The 25918-nt window shown below is 72.7% G+C and carries 20 protein-coding genes; 7 read left to right on the forward strand and 13 right to left on the reverse strand.

Annotated elements, in window-relative coordinates; genetic code table 11:
• Window positions 1–163: 163 nt before the first annotated feature.
• The 9 genes from ACIG3E_RS07250 to ACIG3E_RS07290 all read right to left on the reverse strand — a co-directional run bounded on the left by ACIG3E_RS07250 (window position 164) and on the right by ACIG3E_RS07290 (window position 11256).
• Window positions 164–1000: a carbohydrate ABC transporter permease gene (locus ACIG3E_RS07250; RefSeq protein WP_399612357.1), complete on the reverse strand. Its 837-nt coding sequence runs from the start codon at window positions 998–1000 to the stop codon at window positions 164–166.
• Between the two features lie 3 nt (window positions 1001–1003).
• Window positions 1004–1948, reverse strand: a complete 945-nt coding sequence (locus ACIG3E_RS07255) for a carbohydrate ABC transporter permease (RefSeq protein WP_399612360.1) — start codon at window positions 1946–1948, stop codon at window positions 1004–1006.
• Window positions 1945–3204: an ABC transporter substrate-binding protein gene (locus ACIG3E_RS07260; protein WP_399612363.1), complete on the reverse strand. Its 1260-nt coding sequence runs from the start codon at window positions 3202–3204 to the stop codon at window positions 1945–1947. Before ACIG3E_RS07260 ends, ACIG3E_RS07255 begins: the two co-directional genes overlap by 4 nt.
• A gap of 112 nt (window positions 3205–3316) precedes the next feature.
• Window positions 3317–4123, reverse strand: coding sequence for a phosphotransferase (locus ACIG3E_RS07265; protein ID WP_399612364.1), 807 nt, complete (start codon window positions 4121–4123; stop codon window positions 3317–3319).
• Window positions 4124–4218: 95 nt separating this feature from the next.
• On the reverse strand, window positions 4219–4689 hold the full coding sequence (locus tag ACIG3E_RS07270) for a glycine-rich domain-containing protein (protein WP_399612366.1): 471 nt from the start codon (window positions 4687–4689) through the stop codon (window positions 4219–4221).
• A gap of 148 nt (window positions 4690–4837) precedes the next feature.
• Complete coding sequence (locus ACIG3E_RS07275) at window positions 4838–5278, reverse strand: hypothetical protein (protein ID WP_399612368.1); 441 nt, start codon at window positions 5276–5278, stop codon at window positions 4838–4840.
• A gap of 56 nt (window positions 5279–5334) precedes the next feature.
• Window positions 5335–6564, reverse strand: a complete 1230-nt coding sequence (locus ACIG3E_RS07280; RefSeq protein WP_399612371.1) for a helix-turn-helix domain-containing protein — start codon at window positions 6562–6564, stop codon at window positions 5335–5337.
• Between the two features lie 274 nt (window positions 6565–6838).
• Window positions 6839–9565 carry a pyruvate, phosphate dikinase gene (gene ppdK, locus ACIG3E_RS07285; RefSeq protein ID WP_399612373.1) on the reverse strand — a complete coding sequence of 909 codons (2727 nt, stop codon included), beginning with the start codon at window positions 9563–9565 and terminating at the stop codon, window positions 6839–6841.
• 440 nt (window positions 9566–10005) lie between these two features.
• A complete protein-coding gene (locus ACIG3E_RS07290; protein ID WP_399612376.1) occupies window positions 10006–11256 on the reverse strand; it encodes an ROK family protein in 1251 nt (416 codons plus the stop codon).
• Between the two features lie 172 nt (window positions 11257–11428).
• Between ACIG3E_RS07290 and ACIG3E_RS07295 the strand changes: the two genes are divergently transcribed.
• The gene (locus tag ACIG3E_RS07295; protein ID WP_399612379.1) at window positions 11429–12937 is read left to right on the forward strand and encodes an MGH1-like glycoside hydrolase domain-containing protein; all 1509 of its coding nucleotides are present in this window, start codon (window positions 11429–11431) and stop codon (window positions 12935–12937) included.
• The gene (locus ACIG3E_RS07300) at window positions 12930–14957 is read left to right on the forward strand and encodes a glycogen debranching N-terminal domain-containing protein (RefSeq protein ID WP_399612381.1); all 2028 of its coding nucleotides are present in this window, start codon (window positions 12930–12932) and stop codon (window positions 14955–14957) included. The genes ACIG3E_RS07295 and ACIG3E_RS07300 overlap by 8 nt, the downstream gene beginning before the upstream one ends.
• Before the next feature lie 239 nt (window positions 14958–15196).
• Here the strand turns inward: ACIG3E_RS07300 and dusB are convergent, their stop codons facing one another.
• Together dusB and ACIG3E_RS07310 are read right to left on the reverse strand one after the other, a co-directional pair.
• Entirely contained in the window at window positions 15197–16348 is a 1152-nt protein-coding gene (gene dusB, locus ACIG3E_RS07305) for a tRNA dihydrouridine synthase DusB (RefSeq protein ID WP_399612382.1), read from the reverse strand.
• A 62-nt stretch (window positions 16349–16410) separates the two neighbouring features.
• The gene (locus ACIG3E_RS07310) at window positions 16411–17301 is read right to left on the reverse strand and encodes a helix-turn-helix transcriptional regulator (protein WP_399612385.1); all 891 of its coding nucleotides are present in this window, start codon (window positions 17299–17301) and stop codon (window positions 16411–16413) included.
• 107 nt (window positions 17302–17408) lie between these two features.
• Between ACIG3E_RS07310 and ACIG3E_RS07315 the strand changes: the two genes are divergently transcribed.
• The 5 genes from ACIG3E_RS07315 to ACIG3E_RS07335 all read left to right on the forward strand — a co-directional run bounded on the left by ACIG3E_RS07315 (window position 17409) and on the right by ACIG3E_RS07335 (window position 23782).
• On the forward strand, window positions 17409–18869 hold the full coding sequence (locus tag ACIG3E_RS07315) for an MFS transporter (RefSeq protein WP_399612387.1): 1461 nt from the start codon (window positions 17409–17411) through the stop codon (window positions 18867–18869).
• Window positions 18870–18937: 68 nt separating this feature from the next.
• Window positions 18938–20392: an MFS transporter gene (locus ACIG3E_RS07320; protein ID WP_399612390.1), complete on the forward strand. Its 1455-nt coding sequence runs from the start codon at window positions 18938–18940 to the stop codon at window positions 20390–20392.
• 114 nt (window positions 20393–20506) lie between these two features.
• Window positions 20507–21523: an aldo/keto reductase gene (locus tag ACIG3E_RS07325; RefSeq protein ID WP_399612392.1), complete on the forward strand. Its 1017-nt coding sequence runs from the start codon at window positions 20507–20509 to the stop codon at window positions 21521–21523.
• 35 nt (window positions 21524–21558) lie between these two features.
• Complete coding sequence (locus ACIG3E_RS07330; protein ID WP_399612396.1) at window positions 21559–22152, forward strand: TetR family transcriptional regulator; 594 nt, start codon at window positions 21559–21561, stop codon at window positions 22150–22152.
• A gap of 91 nt (window positions 22153–22243) precedes the next feature.
• A complete protein-coding gene (locus ACIG3E_RS07335) occupies window positions 22244–23782 on the forward strand; it encodes a GMC family oxidoreductase (RefSeq protein ID WP_399612399.1) in 1539 nt (512 codons plus the stop codon).
• A 268-nt stretch (window positions 23783–24050) separates the two neighbouring features.
• Here ACIG3E_RS07335 and ACIG3E_RS07340 read toward each other — a convergent pair whose 3' ends face one another.
• Window positions 24051–24260: a hypothetical protein gene (locus tag ACIG3E_RS07340; protein WP_399612401.1), complete on the reverse strand. Its 210-nt coding sequence runs from the start codon at window positions 24258–24260 to the stop codon at window positions 24051–24053.
• A 75-nt stretch (window positions 24261–24335) separates the two neighbouring features.
• Window positions 24336–25718 (reverse strand): glycine--tRNA ligase, encoded by a 1383-nt coding sequence (locus ACIG3E_RS07345; RefSeq protein ID WP_399612404.1) that lies wholly within the window; start codon window positions 25716–25718, stop codon window positions 24336–24338.
• Between the last annotated feature and the right edge of the window lie 200 nt (window positions 25719–25918).

A 25918-nucleotide genomic window follows, 5' to 3' on the forward strand; every position in this document is an offset into this window, starting at 1 on the left:
GGTGAAGTCCGCTGCGGTAGGGGAGCGCCCCGTAGGGGCGCGGGGCTGTGTCGATATGCGCTCCGCCGCGTGGGCGCGACCAGCCACGACGAGGCCGCGGACACCCGACGTCATGGCGCGGCACGTCCAGCAACGCGCTTAGCGCCCCGGCGGGGGCGGGGCGTCAGTCGTCGATGCCCGAGCGCTCCACCCCCGCCACGATCCACCGCTGGAAGAACAGGAACACCACGAGCAGCGGCAGGATCGACACCGCGGCCGCGACGAACAGCTCGTGCAGCCGGATCACCTGCGAGGTCGTGAACGAGGCGAGCGCCACCTGGACCGTCCAGGCCTGCCGGTCCTGGCCGATCACCAGCGGCCACAGGAAGGAGTTCCAGGCGCCGATGAACACGATGGTCCCGACCGCCGCGAACACCGGCCGCGTGTTCGGCACGACCACGCGCCAGTACGTGCGCCAGTAGCCGAGCCCGTCCACGCGCGCCGCGTCCTCCAGCTCCCGGGGAAAGCCCAGGAAGTACTGGCGGAAGACGAAGCAGGCGAAGGCCGAGAACAGCGTCGGCACGATCAGGCCGCGCAGGGTGGAGACCCAGCCGAGCGAGGACACGAGCACGAAGCTCGGCACGAAGGTGACGGCGGCCGGGACCATCAGCGTGGCGAGGATCGCGTAGAACACGTGGTTGGCGTAGCGGTACGGGATGCGGGCCAGGCCGTAGCCCGCGAGCGAGGCGAGCAGCAGCGTCCCGAGGGTCGTCAGGACCGCGATGAGCGCCGAGTTGAACAGGGAGCGGGCCATGGGCACCGTCGAGTCCCTGAACAGCTCGGTGACGTTCGAGAAGTGCAGCGTGGACGGGAAGAACGTCCAGTCCGGCGAGGTGATGTCGGCCTCGGACGCGAGGCCGTTGCGCACCAGGAGGTAGAACGGGACCAGGAAGAGCAGGGCAAGGGCGATCAGCAGGGCGAGCCGCAGCGCCCGGCCCACGCGCACCCACGCGTCGTGCATGGCTCAGGCTCCCTTCTCGTCGCTGCGGCCGAGCCCGAACCAGCGCGCCTGCCCGACCGTCACCACCGCGATGATCAGGGCGAGGAGCACCGCGCCCGCGCTGCCGAGGCCGAGGTTCTGCCCCTGGCCGAGCGCCGTGTAGTAGAGGTAGACCAGCGGCGGCCGGGCGTACGGCGGGTAGCCGCGGGCGTCGGAGAGCAGGTTGTAGAACTCGTCGAAGGCCTGGAAGGCGTTGATGACCAGGAGCAGCGCCACGGCGACGGACGTGGCGCGCAGCTGCGGCAGCGTGATGTGGCGGAGCACCTGCCAGCCGGGCCGGGCGCCGTCCACGGCGGCCGCCTCGTACAGGGTGGGCGGGATCCGCTGGAGCCCGGCGAGGAAGAGGACCATGTAGAAACCGGCCTGGAGCCACAGGCGTACGGTGACGATCACCAGCCAGTACCAGGGCGGGTCCGTGGTCGAGAGCCAGGCCGTCTGGTCGGCGCCGAACCAGCCGAGCACGGTGTTCGCGAGCCCGAACCGCACCCCGTTGAAGATCGACATCTTCCAGATCAGGGCGGCCACGACATAGCTGCACGCCGCCGGAAGGAAGAACACCGAGCGGAAGAACGCCTGGGCGCGGCGCAGCCGGTTCACCATCAGGGCGAGCGACAGGGACAGGACGAACGTCGTCGGCACGATGAAGGCCGTGAACACGGCGAACGTCCACAGGCTGTCGGTGAACGCGTCGTTCCGCAGCATCGCCGTGTAGTTGTCGAGGCCGACGAACTCCGTGGGCGAGACGGTGTTGTGGGCGTCGAAGAAGCTGAGGTAGACGCTCCAGCCGAGCGGGACGTACGTGAAGACGAACAGGCCGAGCGCGAAGGGGCCGACGAACACCCAGAACCACAGATTGCGGTTCTGCGGCCCGGCGAGCCGCCGCGCCAGGCCGGGGCGGCCGCCGCTCACGCGGACTTCTTCCGCACGCGGGTGAGCTCCGCCGACACCTTGCGCACCACCGACCTCAGTTCGCTCTCCGGATTCGCGCCGGACTTGATGATGCGGCTGAGCGCGTCCTGGTAGGCGACGCGGCTCGCGGGCGTCCACAGGAGCGGCTCGGCGTGGCCGTTCTCGGTGGAGAAGCGCACGGCGTCCGCCGCGGGGCCCTTGGCGAGCGCGTCGGCCTTCTTCGCAAGCGAGAGCCGGGCGGGGATGTGGAAGCCGTAGCCGAGCGCGAAGTCCCGCTGGTACTCGGTCTTGTCGACCCACAGCCACTTCACGTACTCCTTGGCCGCGTCCTTGTGCTTCGTACGGGCGCTGACGGCCGCGCCGTACGCGCCCACCGGCACGGCGGGCTTGCCGCCGGGGCCGTCCGCGGGGAACGCGAGCACCCCGAAGTCGTCCCCGAGCGCCTTCTTCACCGCGGGCAGCGCCCACAGGCCCGACCACTGCATGGCGGTGAGGCCCTGCACGAACGCCGACGGGTCCGACCAGTCGGAGGGCGCGCCGAGCAGCAGCGCCTTCGCCCGGTACAGCTCGCGCACCTTGGCGAGCGCGCGGGCGGCGGCCGGGTCGTCGAAGCCGACCTTGCCGTCGTCGGTGACGAGGGTGAGGCCCGCCGCGTACAGGGGGGTGCCGCCGAGGACGCCCGCGCCGCCGTCGTTGCCGAGGAAGAGCCCCTTGGTCTTCTTGTCGGTCAGCTCCTTCGCCGCGTCGACGAGCGCGTCGAGCGTGCGCGGCGGCTCGACGCCCGCGTCGGCCAGGAGGCTCTTGCGGTAGTACAGCAGCTGCATGTCGACGACCTGCGGGATCGCCCAGATCCGGCCGTCGTACGTCTTGGGCGCGAGCACCACCGGGTTGAAGTCGTCCTTCACCCCGTCGAGCAGGTCCGTGACGTCCACGACCTGGCCGCCCCGGATCTGGTCCAGGCTGGGCCCGTTGACCTCGAAGACGTCGGGCCCCGACTTCGTGAGCAGGGCGGCGGCGGTCTGCTCGTCGTAGTTGCCGGGACGCCACTGGACCGCGACGTCCGCCTTCCCGTACGCGGCCGCGTACCGCTTGACGGCCTGCTCGGTGCCCGCCTCGCCGTACTGGTGGTACCAGTGCGAGAGCCGCGGCCCCTTGCCGCCCGAACCGCCGCCGCCGCGCCCGGTGTTGGACCCGCACGCGGTGAGCGTCCCGAGCGCGGCGGCCGAGCCGAGCAGTGTCCTGCGGTTGATGGTCATGACGTGTCCCCCTGCGTGGATCGACGGGTACGTGCCGGGCCCAACGATCAACCATGCAGGGGGATTACGACAGGCGTATTGCGGCCGTGTGTTTGCCCCGGCCCACTCCTGCTCAGGCCCCGATCGGCCCGCGGTGGGAGGCCCACTCCCGAGCGGCTGCTGTGAGCGCGGCTCGGTGCGGCAGCGGGTCCGCGCGCTCCATGCCTTCCCACGCGGCGAGCACGGTGTGCGCGAACGTTCCGACATCGACGGGGTCGGCGTGTCGGTACGCGGGCACTTGCCGGGCGACGGCCTCGGCCTGTTCGGGGGCGTGGCCGGAGGAGATGAGCCGCAGGACGGCGAACGCCGTGTCGGCCCACGCGGGCGCAGGGCAGGCGAGTGCCCAGTCGAGCATCCTCAGACGGCCGTCGGCAGTCACCAGCATGTTCAACGGGGACATGTCCGTATGGCCGAGGGAACGCCCTTGCAGCCCGGCCGGAACGCCGTCGGGCAGGAAGTCGGCCCACCGTGCGTGCATCGGCTTCTTCCGCGAGGTCTCGGGCCACGACGCCTCGGACACGGCGGTGAGCGTACGGACGAGCGAGCTGACGTCGGGCGAACCGGGTGAGAGGTCCGGGTGTCGGCCGTCGACGTACTCGTATCCGACGAGCAGCCATCCGGCGGTCTCGACGTCCCAGAGCACGCGCGGAGCGAACGGGGCGTGCCGCGTCACCTGCGCCTCGTGCCGGTACACCCACGCCGACGGGTCGTCGAGCAGCGTGCCCTTCACGAACAGTCGTCCAGCGCGGGCGTGCACCGTGCAGGCGAGGCGTGACATCACCCCGTGACTGGCCGTCTCGGCCCGCTCGACCTGCCCCGCGTGACGCTCGGCGGCACGACGCACGGCGCCCGGCAGATCATGCCATGAGACGCGGTCCACCCTGGGTTCTCCTCGGTCACGTCGGACAAGCGAGACCGGTCTCCGGTCCGGCCACAGCGTGGCACAGACCAGAGACCGGCGCGGGGCGTGCCGACTCAGACCGTCTTCGGACCGTTGGGACTGTCGCTGCATCCCGCGTGACACTGCGTGCAGTCCGCGAGGTTCAGCTCAGGCCAGAACTCCATGTCGAGTTCGTACCCGGCGAGCGTGATCACGTCCACGGTGCGCTCGCGCAGCGCCTTGCCGCCGTGCTCGCTCTTGTCCAGGAAGCCCGGTTGGTGATGCACGAACCTGCCGAATGTCTGCTCGCAGAAGTCCTGGTACGCCTTGGTGTGCAGCAGGAAGGCGTGCCAGAAGTCGTCCACCAAGGGCGAGGGGCTGAGCGTCTTGTCGCTTCGAGCACTGGCCGCGACGAACGCGAGCATCTGCCCGACGCCCCGTTCCGCCTTCTCCTCAGTCAGGACCGGAGACTTGCCTCGCACGGCGGCTACGAGGGTCGCCCTCAGCTCGCTGCTGATGAGCCGACGCGCGTCGACGGTGGCGCGCTCTTGAATGGTGGTGGTCACGTTCCTTGCCTCCTTGAGTTGGTGGTGCAACGGACGAGATGGGTGATTCGCGACTGCGGCCAGGTGTCGTGGCACGGACCGCGCGTCGCAATGGCACGCTCCAAGGGATCCGCACGAAGCCGTACGCGTGCGGGCGCGCGGTGCGCGGTCACTGCTCGGCCCCGTGCCTCCCGTTGCGCTGATCGATGAGGCGCCCGACCTGGTAGGCACAGACCTCCATCTGATCAGGGGTGAGGATGAGCGTGGCCTCGTCGGCCCCGCCGTCCTCGTAGTGGACTTGAACAGGCAGGGAGCCTTGTTGTGCGCGCGGGTCGTAGACCGCGTCTCGCCGTATCGGCGTGACGTGGGTGACCCGGGCGGGGACGGGGCGCAGGGTCGTGCCGTCGGCGGGGGCGGACCAGTCGTTGCCGCCGCCCGGCGGGCGCAGGTGGTAGGTGCGCCGTTCCTCGTCGGGCAGGGCGACGACGACGCCGATCCGTCCGTCGCGGGCAGTGTCCCGAGCAAGGTCGCCGAGTCGTGGCAGGAAGGGGGCCGCTGTGCCTAACTCCCCACCCTGGGCAGGGAGATGAGGTGTTGGTCGTGGCGTCATGCCCCTGACGCTAGGAGCGCGTCAGGGGCCCAATATGAGGGCGAGGAATACGACCCTCATCCGTCCAGGTGGAAGCGGTCGGACATGCGCCGTAGCTTCTCGCGCGTGGCGGCCCGCTCGGCGTAGACGATGCTCCGGAGCGTGGAGCGGGCAATGGGGTGGTTGCGTACGAGCTGCGGCGCGATCCGCTCGGCGGTCTCCAGCTCGGCGAGCGCCGTGTCCCGATTGCCGTCCCACAGCCACGCCCGGGCAAGGTCCATGTGGTGGTGCCCTTGGCGGGAGTTGGGCAGTGCCGCGACAAGCTCAGGACTGGTACGGCGGTCTATGGCGAGCGCCTTGGCCTGCTCCCCTGCCTCCAGGGCCACGCTGATCGCGTGAATCTGCACGTTGCCGGGCGAGAAGGTGACCGAGTGGCGGTCGTAGACCGGTGGCCCCTGGTAGTCGCGCATGCGGTCGGCGGCAGCGCGCGCGTGGCCGATGCGGTCGTCGGCCTCGGACGGCCGTCCCGCCCGCGCCGCCGATACGGCGGCCCGGAGCTGGAGCGAGCCCCACATGCGCAGGGCGAGCGGGGTGCCCCGGTCGTAATCCTCCTGGAGGCTGGCGAGTGCCTTGTCGGACAGGGCGAGGGAGTCGGCCCAGTCCGCCGTTGCCCACATGTCCCAGACCCGCATCCAGTCGGCGAGCGAGGGCATGACGGGGTCTCCGGAGAGGCGAGCGGACCACGCGGCGCGCTCGGCGGCCATGGCGATCAGTTCGGCATGACCGAGGGCGTGCGCGGCGGTGTGGGCGAACTTGCAGGCGACCGCGTAGACCGCGTACGCCTCCTCACGCTCGTGCCCCGTGGCGACCTCGGCGAGCGCACGGGCCTCGCGCAGCAAGTCGGGCAAGACACGCAGGATGGCGACGTTGGCCGCCGCGTCCCGCAAGCGGTGCAGGCGAGTCATGTCCCGCCACAGCTCGCCGGACGGCCGAGGGGTGCCGTCGAATACCGGGGCAAGGTCGTAGCGGCGCAGCTCCCGCATGATCGATGCTGCGGCAACCTGCCACTGGTTCTCGGCGGGACTGCTCGTGTACGGCCGTCCGATCAGGTCGTTGGGATGCACGTGCAGTTCGGCGGCGATCGCGTTGAGCAGCCCCACGCGATCGAGTTCGATCTGCCCGCGCTCCATCTTGGACACCCATCCCTGGGTCTTCCCCAGAGCGGCGGCGAGGTCCGCCTGCGGCATCCCCAGGCGCAGGCGCGCCCGGCGTACGCGACGGCCGATCTCCTCGGCTTCCTCCAGCACCAGCGCACCCTCCAGACTGCGGCGGGCCCACCGCGCTCATGCCGTCGGCAGGGCGTCGGGGCACCATCCGTTCGGGCCTGTCCTCCAGCAAGGTACCCGTGCCCACCACGGAGCGGGGAAGCACAGTCTTCGCGCTCCCGAGGCGAAGGGGCGGCACCCCCGCACAGGGTGCCGCCCCATTCTCGTGGACCGGGCCCGTCGCCGCATCGGTTGAGGGTCGGGGACACGGCGACGGACCCGGGGTCTCTTCGGGCGGGGGGCGCCGCCCGGGGCTCTACCGGTGGTCGCTGCCCTGGGCCTGGGAGGCGGCGCGGCCCGCTTCGAGGCGGGCGACCGGGATGCGGAAGGGCGAGCAGGAGACGTAGTCGAGGCCCACCTCGTGGAAGAAGTGCACCGACTCCGGGTCGCCGCCGTGCTCGCCACAGACGCCGAGCTTGATGTCGGGGCGCGTGGCGCGGCCCGCCTCGACGGCGCCGCGCACCAGGGCGCCGACGCCGTCCTTGTCGATGGTCTCGAAGGGGCTGACGCCGAAGATGCCCTTCTCCAGGTACGCGGTGAAGAACGAGGCCTCCACGTCGTCGCGGCTGAAGCCCCACACCGTCTGGGTGAGGTCGTTCGTGCCGAAGGAGAAGAACTCGGCGGCCTCGGCGATCTGCCCGGCCGTCACGGCGGCGCGGGGCAGCTCGATCATGGTGCCGATGGAGAGCTTCAGATCGGTGCCGGTGGCGGCCTGGACCTCGGCGATGACCCGGTCGGCCTCGTCGCGGACGATCTCCAGCTCCTGGACGGTGCCGACCAGCGGGATCATGATCTCGGCGCGCGGGTCGCCCTTGGCGTTCTTGCGCTCGGCGGCGGCCTCCGCGATCGCGCGGACCTGCATGGTGAACAGGCCGGGGATGACCAGGCCGAGGCGGACGCCGCGCAGGCCCAGCATCGGGTTCTGCTCGTGCAGCCGGTGCACGGCCTGGAGCAGGCGCAGGTCGTTCTCGTTGGCGTCCTTGCGGGACTCGGCGAGCGCGACGCGGACCGACAGCTCGGTGATGTCGGGCAGGAACTCGTGCAGCGGCGGGTCGAGCAGGCGGACGGTGACCGGAAGGCCATCCATCGCCTCGAAGAGCTCGACGAAGTCCTGCTTCTGCTGCGGGAGCAGGGCCTTGAGGGCCTCCTCGCGCTCCCCGTCGGTGTCGGCGAGGATCAGCTTCTCGACCATCTCGCGGCGCTCGCCGAGGAACATGTGCTCGGTGCGGCACAGGCCGATGCCCTGCGCGCCGAACCGGCGGGCGCGCAGCGCGTCCTCGGCGTTGTCGGCGTTGGCGCGCACCCGAAGGCGGCGCTTGCCGTCGGCGAAGGCCATGATGCGGTGCACGGCCTGGACGAGCTCGTCGGCGTCGTCGGCACCGGCGTGCATGCGGCCCTCGAAGTACTCGACGACCGGGGACGGCACGACCGGGACCTCGCCCAGGTAGACCTTGCCCGTGGAGCCGTCGATGGAGACGACGTCGCCCTCCTCGACGACGGTGTCGCCGACCGTGAGGCGGCGGCGCTTGGTGTCGACCTCAAGCTCCTCGGCGCCGCAGACACAGGTCTTGCCCATGCCGCGCGCGACGACGGCCGCGTGCGAGGTCTTGCCGCCGCGCGAGGTCAGGATGCCCTCGGCGGCGATCATGCCGTCCAGGTCGTCGGGGTTGGTCTCGCGGCGGATCAGGATGACCTTCTCGCCGGAGCGCGACCACTTGATGGCGGTGTAGGAGTCGAAGACGGCCTTGCCGACGGCGGCGCCCGGCGAGGCGGCGATGCCCCGGCCGAGCTGCTCGACCTTGGCCTCGTCGTCGAAGCGCGGGAACATCAGCTGCGCGAGCTGGGCGCCGGTGACGCGCTGGAGAGCCTCGGCCTCGCTGATCAGGCCCTGGTCGACGAGCTGGGTCGCGATGCGGAAGGCCGCGCCCGCGGTGCGCTTGCCGACGCGGGTCTGGAGCATCCACAGCTGCCCGCGCTCGATGGTGAACTCGATGTCACAGAGGTCCTTGTAGTGGGTCTCCAAGGTCTCCATGATCTGCATGAGCTGGTCGTACGACTTCTTGTCGATCTGCTCCAGATCGGCGAGCGGGACGGTGTTGCGGATGCCCGCGACGACGTCCTCGCCCTGCGCGTTCTGGAGGTAGTCGCCGTAGACGCCCTGGTGGCCGCTGGCGGGGTCGCGGGTGAACGCCACGCCCGTGCCCGAGTCGGGGCCGAGGTTGCCGAAGACCATCGAGCAGACGTTGACGGCGGTGCCCAGGTCGTGCGGGATGCGCTCCTGGCGGCGGTAGAGCTTGGCCCGGTCGCCGTTCCAGGAGTCGAAGACCGCCTTGATGGCGAGGTCCATCTGCTCGCGCGGGTCCTGCGGGAAGTCGCGGCCCGCCTCGGCCTTGACGATCTTCTTGAACTTGGTGACGAGCTTCTTGAGGTCGGCCGCCTCCAGGTCGGTGTCGACCGTGACCTTCTTGGCGTCCTTGGCCGCCTCCAGGGCGTCCTCGAAGAGGTCGCCCTCGACGCCGAGGACGGTCTTGCCGAACATCTGGATGAGCCGGCGGTAGGAGTCCCAGGCGAACCGGTCGTCGCCCGCCTGCTTGGCGAGGCCCTGGACGGACGTGTCGGAGAGCCCGATGTTCAGGACGGTGTCCATCATGCCGGGCATGGAGAACTTGGCGCCCGAGCGGACCGAGACGAGCAGCGGGTCGTCGGCCTGGCCGAGCTTCTTGCCCATCTTCTGCTCGAGGGCGTCGAGGTGCGCGCTCACCTCGTCGCGCAGCGCCACGGGCTCCTCGCCGCTGTCGAGGTAGACCTTGCAGGCCTCGGTGGTGATGGTGAAGCCCGGAGGGACGGGAAGGCCCAGGTTGGTCATCTCGGCGAGGTTCGCACCCTTGCCGCCGAGGAGGTCCTTGAGGTCCTTGTTGCCCTCGGTGAAGTCGTAAACGAACTTCACGCCCTGAGCTACGTGGGGATCTTTGTTTTCCGACACGGGTCTCGACTCCTCGAGGACGCGGCTGCCCTGACGGCGAGGAACATACCCAGATCGAAGGCTTCTGGGTACGTCCACTTGTGGGTCATGCGGCCGCAACCACCCGTGTGCCAGCAGATCGAAAGTAACGCGCGAGTAATGATCTTGACGAGCATGAGTTCACCTCTTGAAGACATGAATGCGTAGCGTGAAACCATGCGCCGGATCGAGCACGGAACGTAGCAATGCGATCGATCATTTGAAGTGTCAACGCGTGGCACTCAGTGCCACCCCTTGGAAAGGTGCAGCGGGGCAAGATCCGCTCATCTGAGCGTAGGGGTTATCAGGGGTGGCGAGAATCACGCCCTGACTTGCCAGAGTTTTGGCATCTGAGCGCCCCTCGGCTCACCCGAGAGGCGGCCGGAGGGGTGGGGCGAAGCTCGGGGCACCCCGTGCCCGGCTCAGAAGCCGAGGGCCGCGAGCCGTTCCTCCGCACGCTGCGGCGCGTACAGGTGCTCCACCACCAGGGCCCCCGCCCCGGCCACGGCCGCGCGCTCGCCGAGCCGCGAGGTGACGATCTCCAGATGAGCGGTGGAGCGCGGCAGCGCCCGCTGGTAGAGCAGCTCCCGCACGCCTGTCAGGAAGGGCGTTCCGGCCAGATCTCCCGCGATCATCAGAACGCCCGGATTGAGGAGCGTCACGACCGTGGCGAGCACCTCGCCGACCCGCTGCCCCGCCTCGCGCGCGAGGCGCACCGCCTCCGGGTGCCCGGCCGCGAGCAGCTGCGCCACGTCGGAGCCGGAGGTCACGTCCGCGCCACAGGGCGCGGGCACGCCCGCCGCCGCGAGCCGCCGGGCGAGCGCGCGCCCGCTGGCCACCGCCGCCAGACAGCCGTACGAGCCGCAGCGGCACAGGGCGGACCCGCTCCCGGGCACCCACGGCACCCGTATGTGCCCGATGTCGCCCGCGCCGCCGTCCACGCCCCGGTACACGGAGCCGTCCACGACGACGCCCGCGCCGATGCCGGTGGAGACCTTGACCAGGGCGAAGGCCGAGCAGTCGGGGTAGGCGGCGCGCTGCTCCCCGTACGCCATGAGGTTGGCGTCGTTGTCGACGAGGACCGGCACCCGGGCGGAGCCGCCCGCCCGCGCGGCGAAGGAGCGGCGCAGGCGTGCTCTTATGTCGTAGCCGTCCCAGCCCGGCATGATCGGCGGCTGCACCACGCGGCCCGTCTCGCTGTCGACCGGGCCCGGCACGGCGAGCCCGATGCCGCACACCGCGCGCGCGGCCCGGCCGCCCTCGCGCAGCAGCGCGGCGAAGCGGACCCCCAGCTCGTCCAGGACCCGCTCCGGGCCCTCGTCCACCCGCAAGGGCCCGGTGTGCTCGGCGAGGACGTCCCCGGTGAGGGTGAGCAGGGCCGCGCGGGCGTGCCGGGTCTCCAGGCCCGCGGCGAGGACCACGGCGTGTCCGTCGTCGAACTCAAGGCGGGCCGCGGGGCGGCCGCCGAGCGGGGAACCCGCCACCGTCGCGGAGCCCTCGCGCAGCCAGCCCGCGCGGAAGAGGCGGTCCAGGCGCTGGCCGACCGTGGCCCGGGACAGGCCCGTGACCTGCTGGAGGGCGCCGCGTGTGGTGGCGCGGCCGCTGCGCACGAGGTGCAGCAGGTCGCCCGCGCTCGCCTGGGCGGTCCCACGCACCGAGGTCCCGTTCCTCATGGCCACTCCTCGTCCCCTGCTCCCTTGCCTACCCACATCTCCCCTTGCGCGCGTCAACTCGACGTTACATATTGGGTTTTGCGTGTTAAGTAGACGTAACCCTAGGGTGGAAACAGCCGAACTGACAGCCTGTCGGCACGGGAAGCGCGCTGCCGGGCTGAGGGAGAGACGCGTGGACCGCACCACCACGGGCGCCGCGGTGACGGCGCCGTCCTCCCCGGCGGCCGCGGTCCTGGCCGACGGGGTGACGAGCGGCGCGAGCGCGCCCAAGAGCACGGCCGGAGCGGGCGCGCGGGGCGACCCCTTACGCACGGCCGCCGCCCGGGTGCTGCACGGCAACTGGACCGGCACCTCCACCGTCCCGTCCCGCGAGCTGTACCCCCACCAGTGGTCCTGGGACTCCGCGTTCATCGCGATCGGGCTGCGCCATCTGTCGCCGCTGCGCGCCCAGCTGGAGCTGGAGACGCTGCTCGGCGCGCAGTGGGGCGACGGCCGCGTCCCGCACATCGTGTTCAACCCCTCCGTGCCCCTTGACGCGTACTTCCCCAGCCCCGACTTCTGGCGCTCCGCCACCGCCGGGCGCGCGGCGGGCGCGCCGGGCGGGGTGCAGACCTCCGGCATCGTGCAGCCGCCGGTGCACGCCCTCGCCGTCTGGCTGGTGCACCTCGCCGACCCCGGTCTGTCCCGGGCCCGCTCCTTCCTCGCGCGCGTCCACCCGCGCCTGGCGGCCTGGCACCGCTTCCTGCTGCACCGGCGCGACCTCGGCGGCGCGGGGCTCGCCGCCGTCGTGCACCCCTGGGAGCAGGGCATGGACAACAGCCCGTGCTGGGACGGCCCGCTGAGCCGGGTCTCCCCCGCGCTGCCGCGCACCTTCCGCCGCGCCGACCTGGACCACGGCTGCCCGCGCGACCGGCCGACGGACCTCGACTACGGACGGTACGTACGGCTCGCGACGGACTACCGCGACCGCGGGTACGGCGCCGCCGACCCCGGGCCCGCCGAACAACAGGGCGACTTCGCCGTCGAGGACCCGGCCTTCAACGCCCTCCTGATCGCCTCCGAGCACGCCCTCGCCCGCATCACCGGCGAGCTCGGCGTCGCCGCGACGGCCCGGCACGAGCGCGCGGAGCGGCTCACCCGGGCCCTGGTGGAGCGGCTGTGGGACCCGGCGTCCGGGATCTTCCGCTGCCGCGACCTGCGGGCCGGGCCCGACGGGGGCGCGCTGGTGGCGGAGCGCGGGGTCACCGGGCTCGTCCCGCTGCTGCTGCCGGGCCTGCCGGGCGAGGTCGTCACCGCCCTGGTGGACACGGTGTGCGGGCCGCACTTCGCGCTCGGCAGCCGGGCCCGGCTCGTCCCCAGCCACGACCTGCTGAGCCCGGCCTTCGACGCCCGCCGCTACTGGCGCGGGCCCGCCTGGATCAACACCAACTGGCTGGTCGAGCGCGGTCTGCGGCTGCACGGCGAGCGGGCGCGGGCCGACGCCCTGCGCGCGGCGCTCCTTGACGTGGCCGCGGCCTCCGGCTTCGCCGAGTACGTCGATCCGTATACGGGGCGCGGCTGCGGCACCCGCGGCTTCAGCTGGAGCGCGGCACTGGCACTGGATCTGCACCTGGACGCGGACCACGCGTCCGCCCACCACACAGCGGGGGCTGGCAGGAGCGAGAGGGCCCGACATGACTGACCGGCACGACCACCACCTGCTCGTACGCGGTACGACGTTCGCGGCCGTCGGCCCGGGCGGCGACATCCGCGGCGTTCCGGGCGGCGGCTCGCCCGACGGCCTCTTCGTGCGCGACGCGCGGCACCTGAGCCGCTGGCAGCTGACCGTGGACGGCGCCGTCCCCGAGGTCCTGAGCCCCGCCGGGGGCGGACAGACCGGGACCGGCGGGCCCGCCCCCGGGACCGGCGGCAGGGGCGTGGGCGCGGACGTGGCGCGCTGCGTGCTCGTGCCGCGCGGCGGCCGTCAGGAGCCGCCCGCCTACACGCTCTTCCGCGAGCAGGCCGTCACCGACGGCACGCTGGTCGAGGCCGTGCGGATCACCAGCAACCGCCCGGTGCCGACGACGCTGCGGCTCGCGCTGACCGCCGACGCCGACTTCACCGACCAGTTCGAGCTGCGCGCGGACCACCGTACGTACGCGAAGCCGGGCGCGGTCCGCTCCCGGCGGGTCCTGGAGGCCCCGGGCGACGCGGACGAACGGGGCCCGGGCGGCATCGAGTTCGCCTACCGCCGCGGGGACTGGCTGGCCCGCACCACCGTCACCGCCGAGCCCGCGCCGGACGCCGTCGAGGAGACCGGCACCGGGGCCCGGCGGCTCGTGTGGGCGCTCGAACTGGCCGCGCACGCCTCCGCCGAGCTCGCCCTGACCGTCGCCGCGGCGCCGCACGGCGCGCCGCCGCTGCCGCCCCCGCCCGCGTCGCCGAGCGCCGCCATCTCCCAACTGGCCGATGTACAGCGGGAGTTCACCGCCGACGTGGCGCTGCCCGCGGCCTGGCCCGAGCTCACGGCCGCGTGTACGCGCGGGCTCTTCGACCTCGCCGCGCTCCAGGTGCCCGCGCGCGGGCCCGACGGCGAGGAGCTGCGGGTGCCCGGTGCCGGGGTCCCCTGGTTCCTCACCCTGCTCGGCCGTGACGCGCTCCTGACCTCGCTCTTCGCGCTGCCGTATCTGCCGCGCCTGGCCGCCGCGACACTGCCCGCGCTGGCCGCGACCCAGGCCACCGAGGCCACGCGCGGGCGGGCCGCGCAGCCCGGCAAGATCGTGCACGAGGTGCGGCACGGCGAGCTCGCCCACTTCGACCAGGTCCCGTACGGGCGCTACTACGGCTCCGTGGACGCCACCCCGCTCTTCCTCGTCCTGCTCGGCGCGTACACCGAGCAGACCGGTGACACGGCGCTCGCCCGCCGGTTGCAGGCGCACGCACGCGCCGCCGTCGGCTGGATGCTCGACCACGGCGGGCTCACCGCGCGCGGCTACCTCGTCTACCGCGCCGACGAGGGCGGGCTCGCCAACCAGAACTGGAAGGACTCCCCCGGCGCGATCTGCGGCGCCGACGGGGACCGGCCGACCGGGCCCGTCATGGCCGCGGGCGCCCAGGGCTACGCGTACGACGCGCTGCGGCGCACGGCCTGGCTCGCCCGGGCCGTCTGGGACGACCCCGTCTACGCGGACCTGCTCACCCAGGCCGCCGCCGACCTGCGGGACCGCTTCCAGCGGGACTTCTGGATGGCCGCGCGCGGCTTTCCCGCGCTGGCCCTCGACGGGGAGGGGCGGCAGGTCGACGCGCTCGCCTCCGACGCGGGGCACCTGCTGTGGTCCGGGCTCCTCGACAAGGAGTACGGCGAGGCGGTGGGGCGCCGCCTCCTCGAACCCGACTTCTTCTCCGGCTGGGGCGTGCGCACGCTGGCCGCCGGGCAGGGGGCGTACCACCCGCTCTCCTACCACCGCGGGTCGGTGTGGCCCCACGACAACGCGCTCATCACGCTCGGGCTCTCGCGGTACGGGCTGCACGACGAGGCCCGGGTGGTGGCCCGGGCCCTGGTGGACGCCGCGGCCACGGCCTGCGGGCGGCTCCCCGAGGTCCTGGCGGGCTACGAACGCACCGCCTACCCCGAGCCGGTTCCCTACCCCCACGCCTGCACCCAGGACGCCCGCTCAGCGGCCGCCCCCCTGGCCCTCCTGACAGCCACCACCATCGGCTAGCCGGTACCAGCCGTCCCGCTGTGGGCAATCGTCCCGCTGGGCGAGTGGGGTCTCCCCTGCTCGAGCGAAGCCGAGAGCTTGGGGAAGGGTGGGCACAGCGCCGAGGCGCCCCGGGCCGTCCCACTTGGGCTGGCGTTCAGGCGGGGCACGCAACCCGGCGGCGCGGGGTCCGCCCTGTGCCCGCCCGTTCCGCCCCCTGGGCGGACCAGCCGCCCACAGGGAGGGCGGAGGGAAAGCCGTCAGCCGCCCGAGGTGTCCAGTTCGGCTTCCTCGGGGACGCCCGCGCAGTCGTAGGGGTCGCGGAGCCACCCGTCCGGCAGGACCACCCGGTTGTTGCCGGAGGTCCGCCCGCGCGGCCCGTCCGCCCCGTCGGGCCACGCCTGGTCCAGGTCCAGCTCGTCGAGCCCGCCCCGGAGCTCCGCGAGCGACGACGTGACCGCGAGCCGCTTGCGCATCTCGGAGCCGACCGAGAACCCCTTCAGGTACCAGGCCACGTGCTTGCGGAAGTCGATGACGCCCCGCGCCTCGTCCCCGATCCACTCGCCGAGGAGCGCGGCGTGCCGGACCATGACGTCGGCGACGGTCCGCAGCGTGGGCCGCGCCAGGTCCTCCGTACGACCCTCGAACGCGGCCACGAGGTCGCCGAACAGCCACGGCCGCCCCAGGCAGCCGCGCCCGACGACCACGCCGTCGCACCCGGTCTCGCGCATCATGCGCACGGCGTCCGCCGCCGACCAGATGTCGCCGTTGCCGAGGACGGGGATCTCCGGGACGTGCTCCTTGAGGCGGGCGATCGCGGACCAGTCCGCGGTGCCGCCGTAGTGCTGCGCGGCCGTCCGCCCGTGCAGGGCGATCGCGGTGACGCCCTCCTCCACGGCGATGCGCCCCGCGTCCAGGTACGTGATGTGGTCGTCGTCGATGCCCTTGCGCATCTTCATCGTGACGGGCAGGTCGCCCGCCCCGCTCACGGCCTCCTTGAGGATCGCGCGCAGCAGGTGGCGCTTGTACGGCAGCGCGGAGCCGCCGCCCTTGCGCGTGACCTTGGGGACCGGGCAGCCGAAGTTGAGGTCGATGTGGTCGGCGAGGTCCTCTTCCGCGATCATGCGGACGGCCTTGCCGACGGTGGCCGGGTCGACGCCGTACAGCTGGATCGAGCGCGGCTTCTCGCTCGCGTCGAAGTGGATCAGCTGCATGGTCTTCTCGTTGCGCTCGACGAGCGCGCGCGTCGTGATCATCTCGCTGACGAAGAGGCCCTTGCCGCCGCTGAACTCCCGGCACAGGGTCCGGAACGGCGCGTTCGTGATCCCGGCCATGGGCGCGAGCACGACGGGCGGCTGCACCAGGTGGGGACCGATCGACAGCGTCGACGGTGCGGTCTGCGGCTGGGACATCGGGCGGCTCTCCGGGAACGTACGGGACTCTCGATGAGGAGCGGGCAAGCATCCATTGTCCCTCAGCCCGCGCGCGCCCCGTCCGCCAGCTCCGCGAGCCGCTCCAGGCGCTCCTCGGTGCCGTCGTCGGCGGGCACGTACGCGACGAGGCGGTAGGCCTGCGACTCCGGCGCGAGCCACATGGTGCGGTGCTCCAGGCTGAGCAGCCCCACCTGGGGGTGCTCATAGCGTTTGACGTGCGGCGACATCGCGCCCAGCTCATGGCGCCGCCACAGCTCGCGGAACTCCGCCGACTCCTGGAGCAGCCCGTCGAGCCGCTCCTTCCAGGCGGGCTCGGCCACGTGCTCGGCCATGCCCGCGCGGAACTTCGCGATCAGGTCGCGCAGCATCTCGTCCCGGTCGAGGAAGGTCTCGCGCCAGCGCCTGCTGGTGACGAGCAGCCACAGGCAGTTGCGCTCCCGGGGCGGCAGCTCGGTCAGGTCGCCGAAGACCTGCGCGAAGGGGCCGTTGTGGGCGAGGACGTCGTAGCGGGCGTTCTGCAGGGTCGCCGGATAGGGCGCCATGCGGTGCATCAGGCGCAGGGCGGTGCCGGTCACGAGCGGGCACTCGGTCTCGGGGCGCGGGTCGACCACGCAGGCGAGCGCGAAGAGGTGGCCGCGCTCGGTCTGGTCCATGAGCAGCGCGCGGGCGATGGCGTCGAGGACCTGCGCGGAGACCCGGATGGGCCGCCCCTGCTCCAGCCACGTGTACCAGGTGACGCCCACCGCGGAGAGCTGCGCGACCTCCTCGCGGCGCAGGCCGGGCGTGCGCCGCCGGGTGCCGCGTGGCAGGCCCACCTGCTCGGGCGTGATCCGCTCGCGGCGGCTGCGCAGGAAGGCGGCGAGCTCCCGCCTGCGGGTGGCGTCGTCCGCGACGGGCCCCGTGGGCGTCAGCGGCTCTGCGGTCATGGCCATGGTCACGCTCCCAGCCTCGCGCAGCCCGCGCCCCGTTGCCAGGTGCGGCTACTACCAGGATAAAGACACTCTGGTACCCGTCTTGGCGACTGCTCATCGTCGTATCCGTGACACGCACAACGACTCCTACGCCGATCTCCACGACCACGACTACGACCGCTACCGCCACTGCCTCCGCCACGGCCCCCGTGCTCAGCGCCCTGGGCCTCTTCGCCCTCCTGCTCGGCACCTCCCTGCCGAGCACCGACTTCTTCGTCGTCAACGTGGCCCTGCCCGACATCGAGCGCGACCTGGGCGCCTCCCCGTCCGCCCTGGAGATGGTCGCCGCCGGGTACGCCCTCGCGTACGCCGTGCTGCTGGTCCTCGGCGGCCGCCTCGGGGACGCGTACGGGCGGCGCAGGCTGTTCCTGTGGGGCGTCGCCGGGTTCGGGGTGACCTCGCTGGCCTGCGGTGTCGCCCCCGACGCCTGGTCGCTCGTGGCGTTCAGGGCCGCGCAGGGCGCCGCGTCCGCGCTGCTGCTTCCGCAGGTGCTCGCCACGCTCCACGCGACGACGCGCGGCGAGCGGCGCGCGCGGGCCGTCGCCCTGTACGGGGCGGTGAGCGGGCTCGCGATGGTGCTCGGGCAGGTGCTCGGCGGGGTCCTGGTGTCGGCCGACCTCGCGGGGACCGGCTGGCGCATGGCGTTCCTGATCAATGTGCCGGTGGTCGCGCTCGCGTGGCCGCTCGCGCTGCGGTCGGTGCCGGACAGCCGGGCCGGGCAGCCGGGGCGCAGCGATGTCGGCGGCACCGTGCTGCTCGCCGCCGCGCTGCTCGCGCTGCTGCTGCCGCTGACCGAGGGCCGCTCGGCGGGCTGGCCGCTGTGGGCGGTGCTCACGCTCCTTGCCGCACCCCTGCTGATCTGGGCGTTCGCCGCCGTGGAGCGGCGTGCGGAGCGCACCGGCGGCAGCCCGCTCCTGCCGCTGTCGCTGCTGAGCGAGCCGGGGGTCGTGCGGGGGCTGCTGATCGGCGCCCCGATCTTCATCGGCTTCAGCGGCTTCATGTTCGTCAGCGCCGTGACGCTCCAGGAGGGGCTCGGCTACGGCGCCCTGAAGGCGGGCCTGACGCTGGTCCCCATGGGGCTCGCACAGTTCGGCGCGTCCCTGTTGCTGCCGCGCGTGGTGAACCGGTTCGGCAGCCGCACCCTGCCCCTGTGCGCCCTGGTGCACGGCGCGGGCCTCGCCGTGCTCGCCGCCACCGTCCTGTGGGCCCCGTGGTCCGCGCTCAGCCCGCTGACGCTCGCCCCCGGCCTGCTCCTGTGCGGCCTCGGCCAGGGCATCCAGCTGCCGCTGTACTACCGCGTGCTGCTGGCCGCCGTGCCCGCGGCGCGGGCGGGCGCGGGCAGCGGCCTCGCGGCGACCGCCCAGCAGTCGGGCCTGGCCGTCGGCGTCGCCACGCTCGGCTCGCTGTTCCTGGCCCTGGAGCCGGGCCTCGGCCTGCGCGGCGCGTTCGCGATCGTGCTGGGCGCGCAGCTCGCGGGCCTGCTCGGCCTGGCCGCGCTGAGCCTCAGGCTGCCGCGTGACCTGGGCTGAGCCTCCGGCTGCCGCGCGCCCCGGGCCGCCCGGGGCACGGCACCCGCCCCGGGGATACCGTCGGCTGTATGCCCGAGTCCGAACTGAGCCCCCGGCTCCGCCAACTGGTGCTCGCCATCTGCTGCATGAGCCTGCTGATCGTGAGCCTGGACAACACCATCCTGAACGTCGCCCTGCCCACCATGGCCAGGGAGTTCGACACCAGCATCTCGGGCATGCAGTGGACGATCGACGCGTACACCCTCGTCCTCGCCTCGCTCCTGATGCTGGCGGGCTCGACGGGGGACCGCGTCGGGCGCCGCCGGGTGTTCCAGGCGGGGCTCGCCGTCTTCACCCTCGGCTCGGTGCTGTGCTCCCTCGCCCCGAACCTGGAGTCGCTCGTCGCCTTCCGCATGGTCCAGGCGGTGGGCGGCTCCATGCTCAACCCCGTCGCCATGTCGATCATCACGAACACCTTCACCGAGCCGCGCGAGCGGGCCCGCGCCATCGGGGTGTGGGGCGGGGTCGTCGGCATCTCCATGGCGGCGGGCCCGCTGGTGGGCGGCCTGCTCGTGGACGCGGTGGGCTGGCGCGCGATCTTCTGGGTGAACCTGCCGGTGGGCCTCGCGGCCCTCTTCCTCACCACCCGGTACGTCCCGGAGTCCCGCGCGCCGAAGCCGCGCCGCGCCGACCCGGTCGGGCAGGTCCTGGTGATGCTGCTGCTCGGCGCCCTCACGTACGCGATCATCGAGGCGCCCACGGCGGGCTGGACCTCGCCGCTGATCATGCTGTGCGCGGGCACCGCGGCCGCGGCGCTCGCGGGGCTGCTCCTGTACGAGCCGCGCCGCGCGGAGCCCCTTATCGACCTGCGGTTCTTCCGCTCGGCGCCGTTCAGCGGGGCCACGGTCATCGCGATCAGCGCGTTCGCCGCGCTGGGCGGCTTCCTGTTCCTCTCCACCCTCTACCTCCAGGACGTACGCGGCCTGGACGCGCTGCACGCGGGCCTGTGGATGCTGCCCATGGCGGCGATGACCCTGGTGTGCGCCCCGCTCTCCGGCCGCCTGGTCGGCGCCCGCGGCCCCCGCCTGTCCCTCCTGATCGCGGGCGTGGCCATGACGGCGTCCGGCGTCCTCTTCGCCGCCTTCGACGCGGCGCACGAACCCGCCACCCGCCTCCTCGCCTACGTCGTCTTCGGCATCGGCTTCGGCGTCGTGAACGCGCCCATCACCAACACCGCCGTGGCCGGGATGCCCCGCGCCCAGGCCGGTGTGGCCGCCGCCGTGGCCTCCACCAGCCGCCAGATCGGCCAGACCCTCGGCGTCGCGGTGATCGGCGCGGTCCTGGCCTCCGGCGTCACGTCGTCCTACGCCGAGGACTTCACCCAGGCGAGCCGCCCGGCCTGGTGGATCATCACGGGCTGCGGCGCGGCGGTCCTGTGCGTGGGCGCGCTGACGAGCGGCAGCTGGGCCCGGAAGACGGCACAGCACACGGCGGAACGGCTGCGGACACCCGAACTCCAGGATCAAGTGACAGGTTACAGATAACAAAACTTGAAATCTGTAACCAGAGGGTGCATGGTGGAGGCACGGCGTTCGCCCGCCCCGTCGCCGGGGCCCGTCGCGCCGCCCCCCCTACCCAGCACACCCCCAGGAGCCCTCATGCGCACCCTGAAGCTCGGCAGCACCGGTCCCGTCTCCTCCGCTCTCGGTCTCGGGTGCATGGGGATGTCCGCGCTGTACGGCGAGGCGGACCGGGGCGAGTCGATCGCCACCATCCACGCCGCGCTCGACGCGGGCGTCACCCTGCTGGACACCGGTGACTTCTACGCCATGGGCCACAACGAGCTGCTCATCGGCGAAGCCCTGCGCACCGCGCCCGCCGCGCACCGCGAGAAGGCGCTCACCAGCGTGAAGTTCGGCGCCCTTCGCGACCCGGACGGCGGCTGGGCCGGTTACGACGGCCGTCCGGCCGCGGTGAAGAACTTCGCCGCGTACTCGCTCCAGCGCCTCGGCGTCGACCACATCGACGTGTACCGCATCGCCCGCGTCGACGAGACCGTGCCGATCGAGGAGACCGTCGGCGCCATCGCCGAGCTGGTCGAGAAGGGCCACGTGCGGCACATCGGCCTGTCCGAGGTGGGCGCCGACACGCTGCGCCGGGCCGCCGCCGTCGCGCCGATCTCGGACCTCCAGATCGAGTACTCCCTGATCTCGCGCGGCATCGAGGACGAGATCCTGCCCACCGCCGCCGAGCTCGGCATCGGCGTCACCGCGTACGGCGTGCTCTCGCGCGGCCTGATCTCCGGGCACTTCGCGCGCGACCGCAAGCTCGCCGCGGACGACTTCCGCGGGGTCAGCCCCCGCTTCCAGGGCGAGAACCTCCAGCGCAACCTCGACCTGGTCGACGCCCTGCGCACCATCGCGCAGGCGAAGGGCGTGAGCGTCGCGCAGACCGCGATCGCCTGGGTGCTCGCCCAGGGCCCGCGGTTCGGCGCGAGCGTCGTGCCGCTGGTCGGCGCCCGCCGCCGGGACCGCCTCGCCGAGGCCCTCGGCGCCCTGGACGTCTCCTTCGACGCCGCCGACCTGGCCGCCGTCGAGGAGGCCGTGCCCGCGGGCGCGGCCGCGGGCGACCGCTACCCCGAGGCGCAGATGGCACACCTCGACAGCGAGCGCTGACGAGGGCCCGGACGGCGCCGGGTACCGTCTTGGCCATGGCTACGACCGAGACCCTGACCGCCGAGCGCATCCTCGCCACCACCGAGGACGTGCTGCGCCGCCACGGGGCCGCCAAGGCCACCGTGGTGGACGTGGCCCGCGCGCTCGGCGTCAGCCACGCCGCCGTGTACCGCCACTTCCGTACGAAGGCGGCGCTGCGGGAGGCGGTCACCAAGCGCTGGCTCGACCGGACGACGGCCGAGCTCCAGCGCGTCGTGGACGACCGCTCGGCGCCCGCGGACGAGCGGCTGCGCCGCTGGTTCACGGTGCTGTTCGCGGCCAAGCGCAAGAAGGCGGGCGACGACCCGGAGCTGTTCGCGACGTACGAGGTCCTGCTCGGCGAGAACAGCGGTGTGGTGGAGGCGCACATCGCCGACCTGGTCGCCCACCTGCGCGTGATCGTCGAGGAGGGCGTCGCCCGGGGCGAGTTGGCCTCGCCCGTCGCCGACGCGGGGCGCACGGCCCGCGCGGTCTTCGACGCCACCGGCCGGTTCCACGACCCGGGCTACTCCCGCGAGTGGTTCACGCCCGGCATCGACGAGGCCTTCGCGGCGGTCGTCGACCTGACGCTGGCGGCCCTGCGCCCCTGAGTCCCCCGCGTTTTCGGCGTTTCGCTGCGCCCCGGCCGCCGCTCCTGATTGCCTGGCCCCACTTATCACCCAGGCAGACAGGAGGGGCCAAGTGGCTTTAGGCGCAAGGGAGTTGGCGACGGAGTACGACTACGTCGTCGTGGGGGCCGGGTCCGCCGGATGTGTCGTCGCGGCCCGGCTCAGCGAGCAGCGGGACCGCACCGTGCTGCTCCTCGAAGCGGGCCCCGAGCGCCCCAAGGCGGACCTCGCGACGCCGTACGCGTGGCCCTCGCTCATGGGCGGCGACGCCGACCACGGCTACCGGACGGTGCCGCAGCCGGGTGTCGGCGGGGTCTCGCTGCCGTGCCCGAGGGGCCGGACACTCGGCGGGTCGAGCGCCGTCAACGGCATGGTTTTCCTGCGCGGGCACCGCGCGGACTACGACCGCTGGGCGGCGGCGGGCTGCGCGGGCTGGGGCTTCGACGACCTGCTCCCCCACTTCAAGCGGATGGAGTCGGTGCCCGGCGGCGACCGGGCCTACCGCGGGGACGCGGGCCCGCTGCGGGTCGCGCCCGTGCGGCCCGAGGACGCCAACCCGCTGTCCGCGGCCTTCGTCGAGGCCGCCGTCGCGGCGGGCCACGCGCACACCGGCGACTTCAACGGCGCGGCCCAGGAGGGCGTCGGCTGGCCCGACCTGACGATCGCCGACGGGGCGCGGCAGAGCGCCGCCGACGCGTATCTGCGCCCCCTGGACGGCGCCCGGCCGAACCTCACCGTGTCCGCCGACTCCCGCGCGCGCCGCCTCCTCTTCGAGAGCGACGGCGGCGACCGGTGCACGGGCGTGGAGTTCGTCCGCGGCGGCGCCCCGGTCACGGCGCACGCGCGCGCCGAGGTGATCGTGTGCGCGGGGGCCGTCGACTCGCCCCGCCTGCTGCTGCTCTCGGGCATTGGCCCCGCCGACGAGCTGCGCGCGGCGGGCGTCGACCCTCGGCACGACCTGCCGGGCGTGGGCCGCGCGCTCCAGGACCATCCGCTGTGCGGGGTGGTCTTCGAGGTGGACCCGCCGATCCCGGCGGGCCGGGCGAACCTGTCGGAGGCGTCGTTGCACTGGCGCAGCGAGGCGTCCCTGCCGGGCCCCGACATGCAGGTGCTGTGCGTCCACGTCCCGTACCACCCGCCGACGCTCGCGGCGCCGGAGAACTGCTTCACGCTCGGCGTGGCCACGGTGCCGCGCTCCCGCGGCGCGGTGCGGATCGCCGACGCGGACCCGGACACGCCGCCGCTGATCGACCCGGGCTATCTGACCGACGAGGACGACGTACGGCGCATGCTGCACGGCATCGAGGTGGCGCGGGAGATCGCGGCCGCCGGGCCGCTCGCCCGCTGGGGAGCGCGGGAGGTGCTGCCGGGCCAGGCGCGCGCCCGCGCGTTCCTGACGGCGGCGACGGGACCGTACTTCCATCTGGCGGGCAGCTGCGCGATGGGCACGGGGGCGGACGCGGTGGTCGACCCGCGGCTGCGGGTGCGGGGCCTGCGCGGCCTGCGCGTGGCGGACGCGTCGGTGATGCCGTCGATCGTGTCCGTGAACACGAACGCGGCGGCACTGGTGATCGGCGAGAAGGCGGCAGCCCTGGTGCGGTCCGGAAGCTGAGGCCCGGCCCGCCCGAAGCCCGGGGCGCTAGGGCCTGTCCGATGGGTCGGCGTGGAGCAAGGAGCGGCGTCTGGTGCGTGCGATCGCAAGGCGCCGGAATGTCCTCGGGTGGGGTCTCCCCTGCTCGAACGCAGCTGAGAGCTTGGGGAAGGAGCTACTAGGGCATTTCGGCAACGCGGCGAGAATGGGGCCTCCCCTGCTCGAGCGAAGCCGAGAGCTTGGGGAAGTGCCAGGCGTCGCGACGCCGCGCCGACCCATCGGCCAGGCCCTAGGGCCTGGCCGCCGGATCCACCGTCGCCTGGTGGACGCGCTCCAGGTGCTCCTCGGCCTGGAGCCAGGGCAGGAACCGTGCCCGCGCGCGCCAGCCGCAGGTGTCACAGACCAGCTGCCGCCGTACGCCCGCCCGGTGCAGGCGCACGACGTAGCCGCGCCCGTGCTGGTCCCATCTGCTGACCTTGCGCGTGGCCGTCGTCCGCATGGGCCTCAGTGTGCACCGGAGCCCCCGGTTCCGTTCCGGGAACCGGGGGCTCGGTGGTGCGGGGGTGCGGTCGCGTCAGCAGCCGACGAGACGCGTGGCGAGATAGCCCTCGATCTGGTCGAGGGAGACCCGCTCCTGCTTCATGGTGTCGCGCTCGCGCACGGTCACCGCGTTGTCCTCGAGGGTGTCGAAGTCGACGGTGACGCAGTACGGCGTGCCGATCTCGTCCTGGCGGCGGTAGCGGCGGCCGATGGCGCCCGCGTCGTCGAACTCGATGTTCCAGTTCTGCCGGAGCGCGGCGGCCAGGCCCTTGGCCTTCGGGGACAGCTCCGGGTTGCGGGACAGCGGCAGGACCGCGGCCTTCACCGGGGCGATGCGGTGGTCGAAGCGCAGGACCGTGCGCTTCTCCAGCTTGCCCTTGGCGTTGGGCGCCTCGTCCTCGAAGTACGAGTCGAGCAGGAAGGCGAGCATGGTGCGGCCGACACCGGCCGCGGGCTCGATGACGTACGGCGTGTAGCGCTCGCCGGCTTCCTGGTCGAAGTACGACAGGTCCTGGCCGGAGGCCTTGGCGTGCGCGGACAGGTCGTAGTCGGTGCGGTTGGCGACGCCCTCAAGCTCGCCCCACTCGCTGCCGCCGAACTGGAAGCGGTACTCGATGTCAGCGGTGCGCTTGGAGTAGTGGGAGAGCTTCTCCTTCGGGTGCTCGTACCACCGCATGTTCTCCTCGCTCAGGCCGAGACCGGTGTACCAGTTCCAGCGCTGCTCCATCCAGTACTCCTGCCACTTCTCGTCCTCGCCCGGCTTGACGAAGAACTCCATCTCCATCTGCTCGAACTCGCGGGTGCGGAAGATGAAGTTGCCGGGCGTGATCTCGTTGCGGAACGACTTGCCCATCTGGGCGATGCCGAACGGAGGCTTGCGCCGCGACGTCGTCTGCACCTGGGAGAAGTTGGTGAAGATGCCCTGCGCGGTCTCGGGGCGCAGATACGCGACCGAGCCGGAGTCCTGGGTCGGGCCGAGGTGCGTGGAGAGCAGGCCCGAGAACTGCTTGGGCTCGGTGAACTGGCCCTTGGTGCCGCAGTTGGGGCAGTTGATGTCCGCGAGGCCGTTCTCGGGGGCGCGGCCCTTCTTCTCCTCGTACGCCTCCTCCAGGTGGTCGGCGCGGTAGCGCTTGTGGCAGGAGGTGCACTCGGTCAGCGGGTCCGTGAAGGTGGCGACGTGGCCGGAGGCCTGCCAGACCTCGGTGGCGAGGATCACGGACGAGTCGATGCCGACGACGTCTTCCCGCGAGGTGACCATGTAGCGCCACCACTGGCGCTTGAGGTTCTCCTTCAGCTCGACGCCCAGCGGTCCGTAGTCCCAGGCGGCGCGCTGGCCGCCGTAGATCTCGCTGCAGGGGAAGACGAAGCCTCGGCGCTTGCTCAGGCTGACGATGGTGTCGATCTTGTCGGCGGCCACGGTGCTCTCTTCATTACGACGACGACGGAGCGGCCGACCTGTGGGCGGCGGCTCCAGGAGCGAATGCTTCAGGTTACCGGCGCCCGCACCCCCCGGATCAAATCGGTTCTCCCCCCGACCGATTCCCTCCCACCCACCCGCCCCTCTCCTCCCTCTTCGCCCCATTCCCCACAACGGCTGGCGCGCCGCCGTCCGCCTTC

It is taken from the genome of Streptomyces sp. NPDC053474, from assembly GCF_044544845.1.
Taxonomy (GTDB): domain Bacteria; phylum Actinomycetota; class Actinomycetes; order Streptomycetales; family Streptomycetaceae; genus Streptomyces.

Bases quoted from the DNA above. Each gene is read 5' to 3' on its own strand.
- ACIG3E_RS07275 (WP_399612368.1), bottom strand. From the start codon at position 5,278: ATGACGCCACGACCAACACCTCATCTCCCTGCCCAGGGTGGGGAGTTA.
- ACIG3E_RS07300 (WP_399612381.1), top strand. From the start codon at position 12,930: ATGACTGACCGGCACGACCACCACCTGCTCGTACGCGGTACGACGTTC.
- ACIG3E_RS07340 (WP_399612401.1), bottom strand. From the start codon at position 24,260: ATGCGGACGACGGCCACGCGCAAGGTCAGCAGATGGGACCAGCACGGG.
- ACIG3E_RS07250 (WP_399612357.1), bottom strand. From the start codon at position 1,000: ATGCACGACGCGTGGGTGCGCGTGGGCCGGGCGCTGCGGCTCGCCCTG.
- ACIG3E_RS07325 (WP_399612392.1), top strand. From the start codon at position 20,507: ATGCGCACCCTGAAGCTCGGCAGCACCGGTCCCGTCTCCTCCGCTCTC.
- dusB (WP_399612382.1), bottom strand. From the start codon at position 16,348: ATGTCCCAGCCGCAGACCGCACCGTCGACGCTGTCGATCGGTCCCCAC.
- ACIG3E_RS07320 (WP_399612390.1), top strand. From the start codon at position 18,938: ATGCCCGAGTCCGAACTGAGCCCCCGGCTCCGCCAACTGGTGCTCGCC.
- ACIG3E_RS07290 (WP_399612376.1), bottom strand. From the start codon at position 11,256: ATGAGGAACGGGACCTCGGTGCGTGGGACCGCCCAGGCGAGCGCGGGC.
- ACIG3E_RS07260 (WP_399612363.1), bottom strand. From the start codon at position 3,204: ATGACCATCAACCGCAGGACACTGCTCGGCTCGGCCGCCGCGCTCGGG.
- ACIG3E_RS07310 (WP_399612385.1), bottom strand. From the start codon at position 17,301: ATGGCCATGACCGCAGAGCCGCTGACGCCCACGGGGCCCGTCGCGGAC.
- ACIG3E_RS07330 (WP_399612396.1), top strand. From the start codon at position 21,559: ATGGCTACGACCGAGACCCTGACCGCCGAGCGCATCCTCGCCACCACC.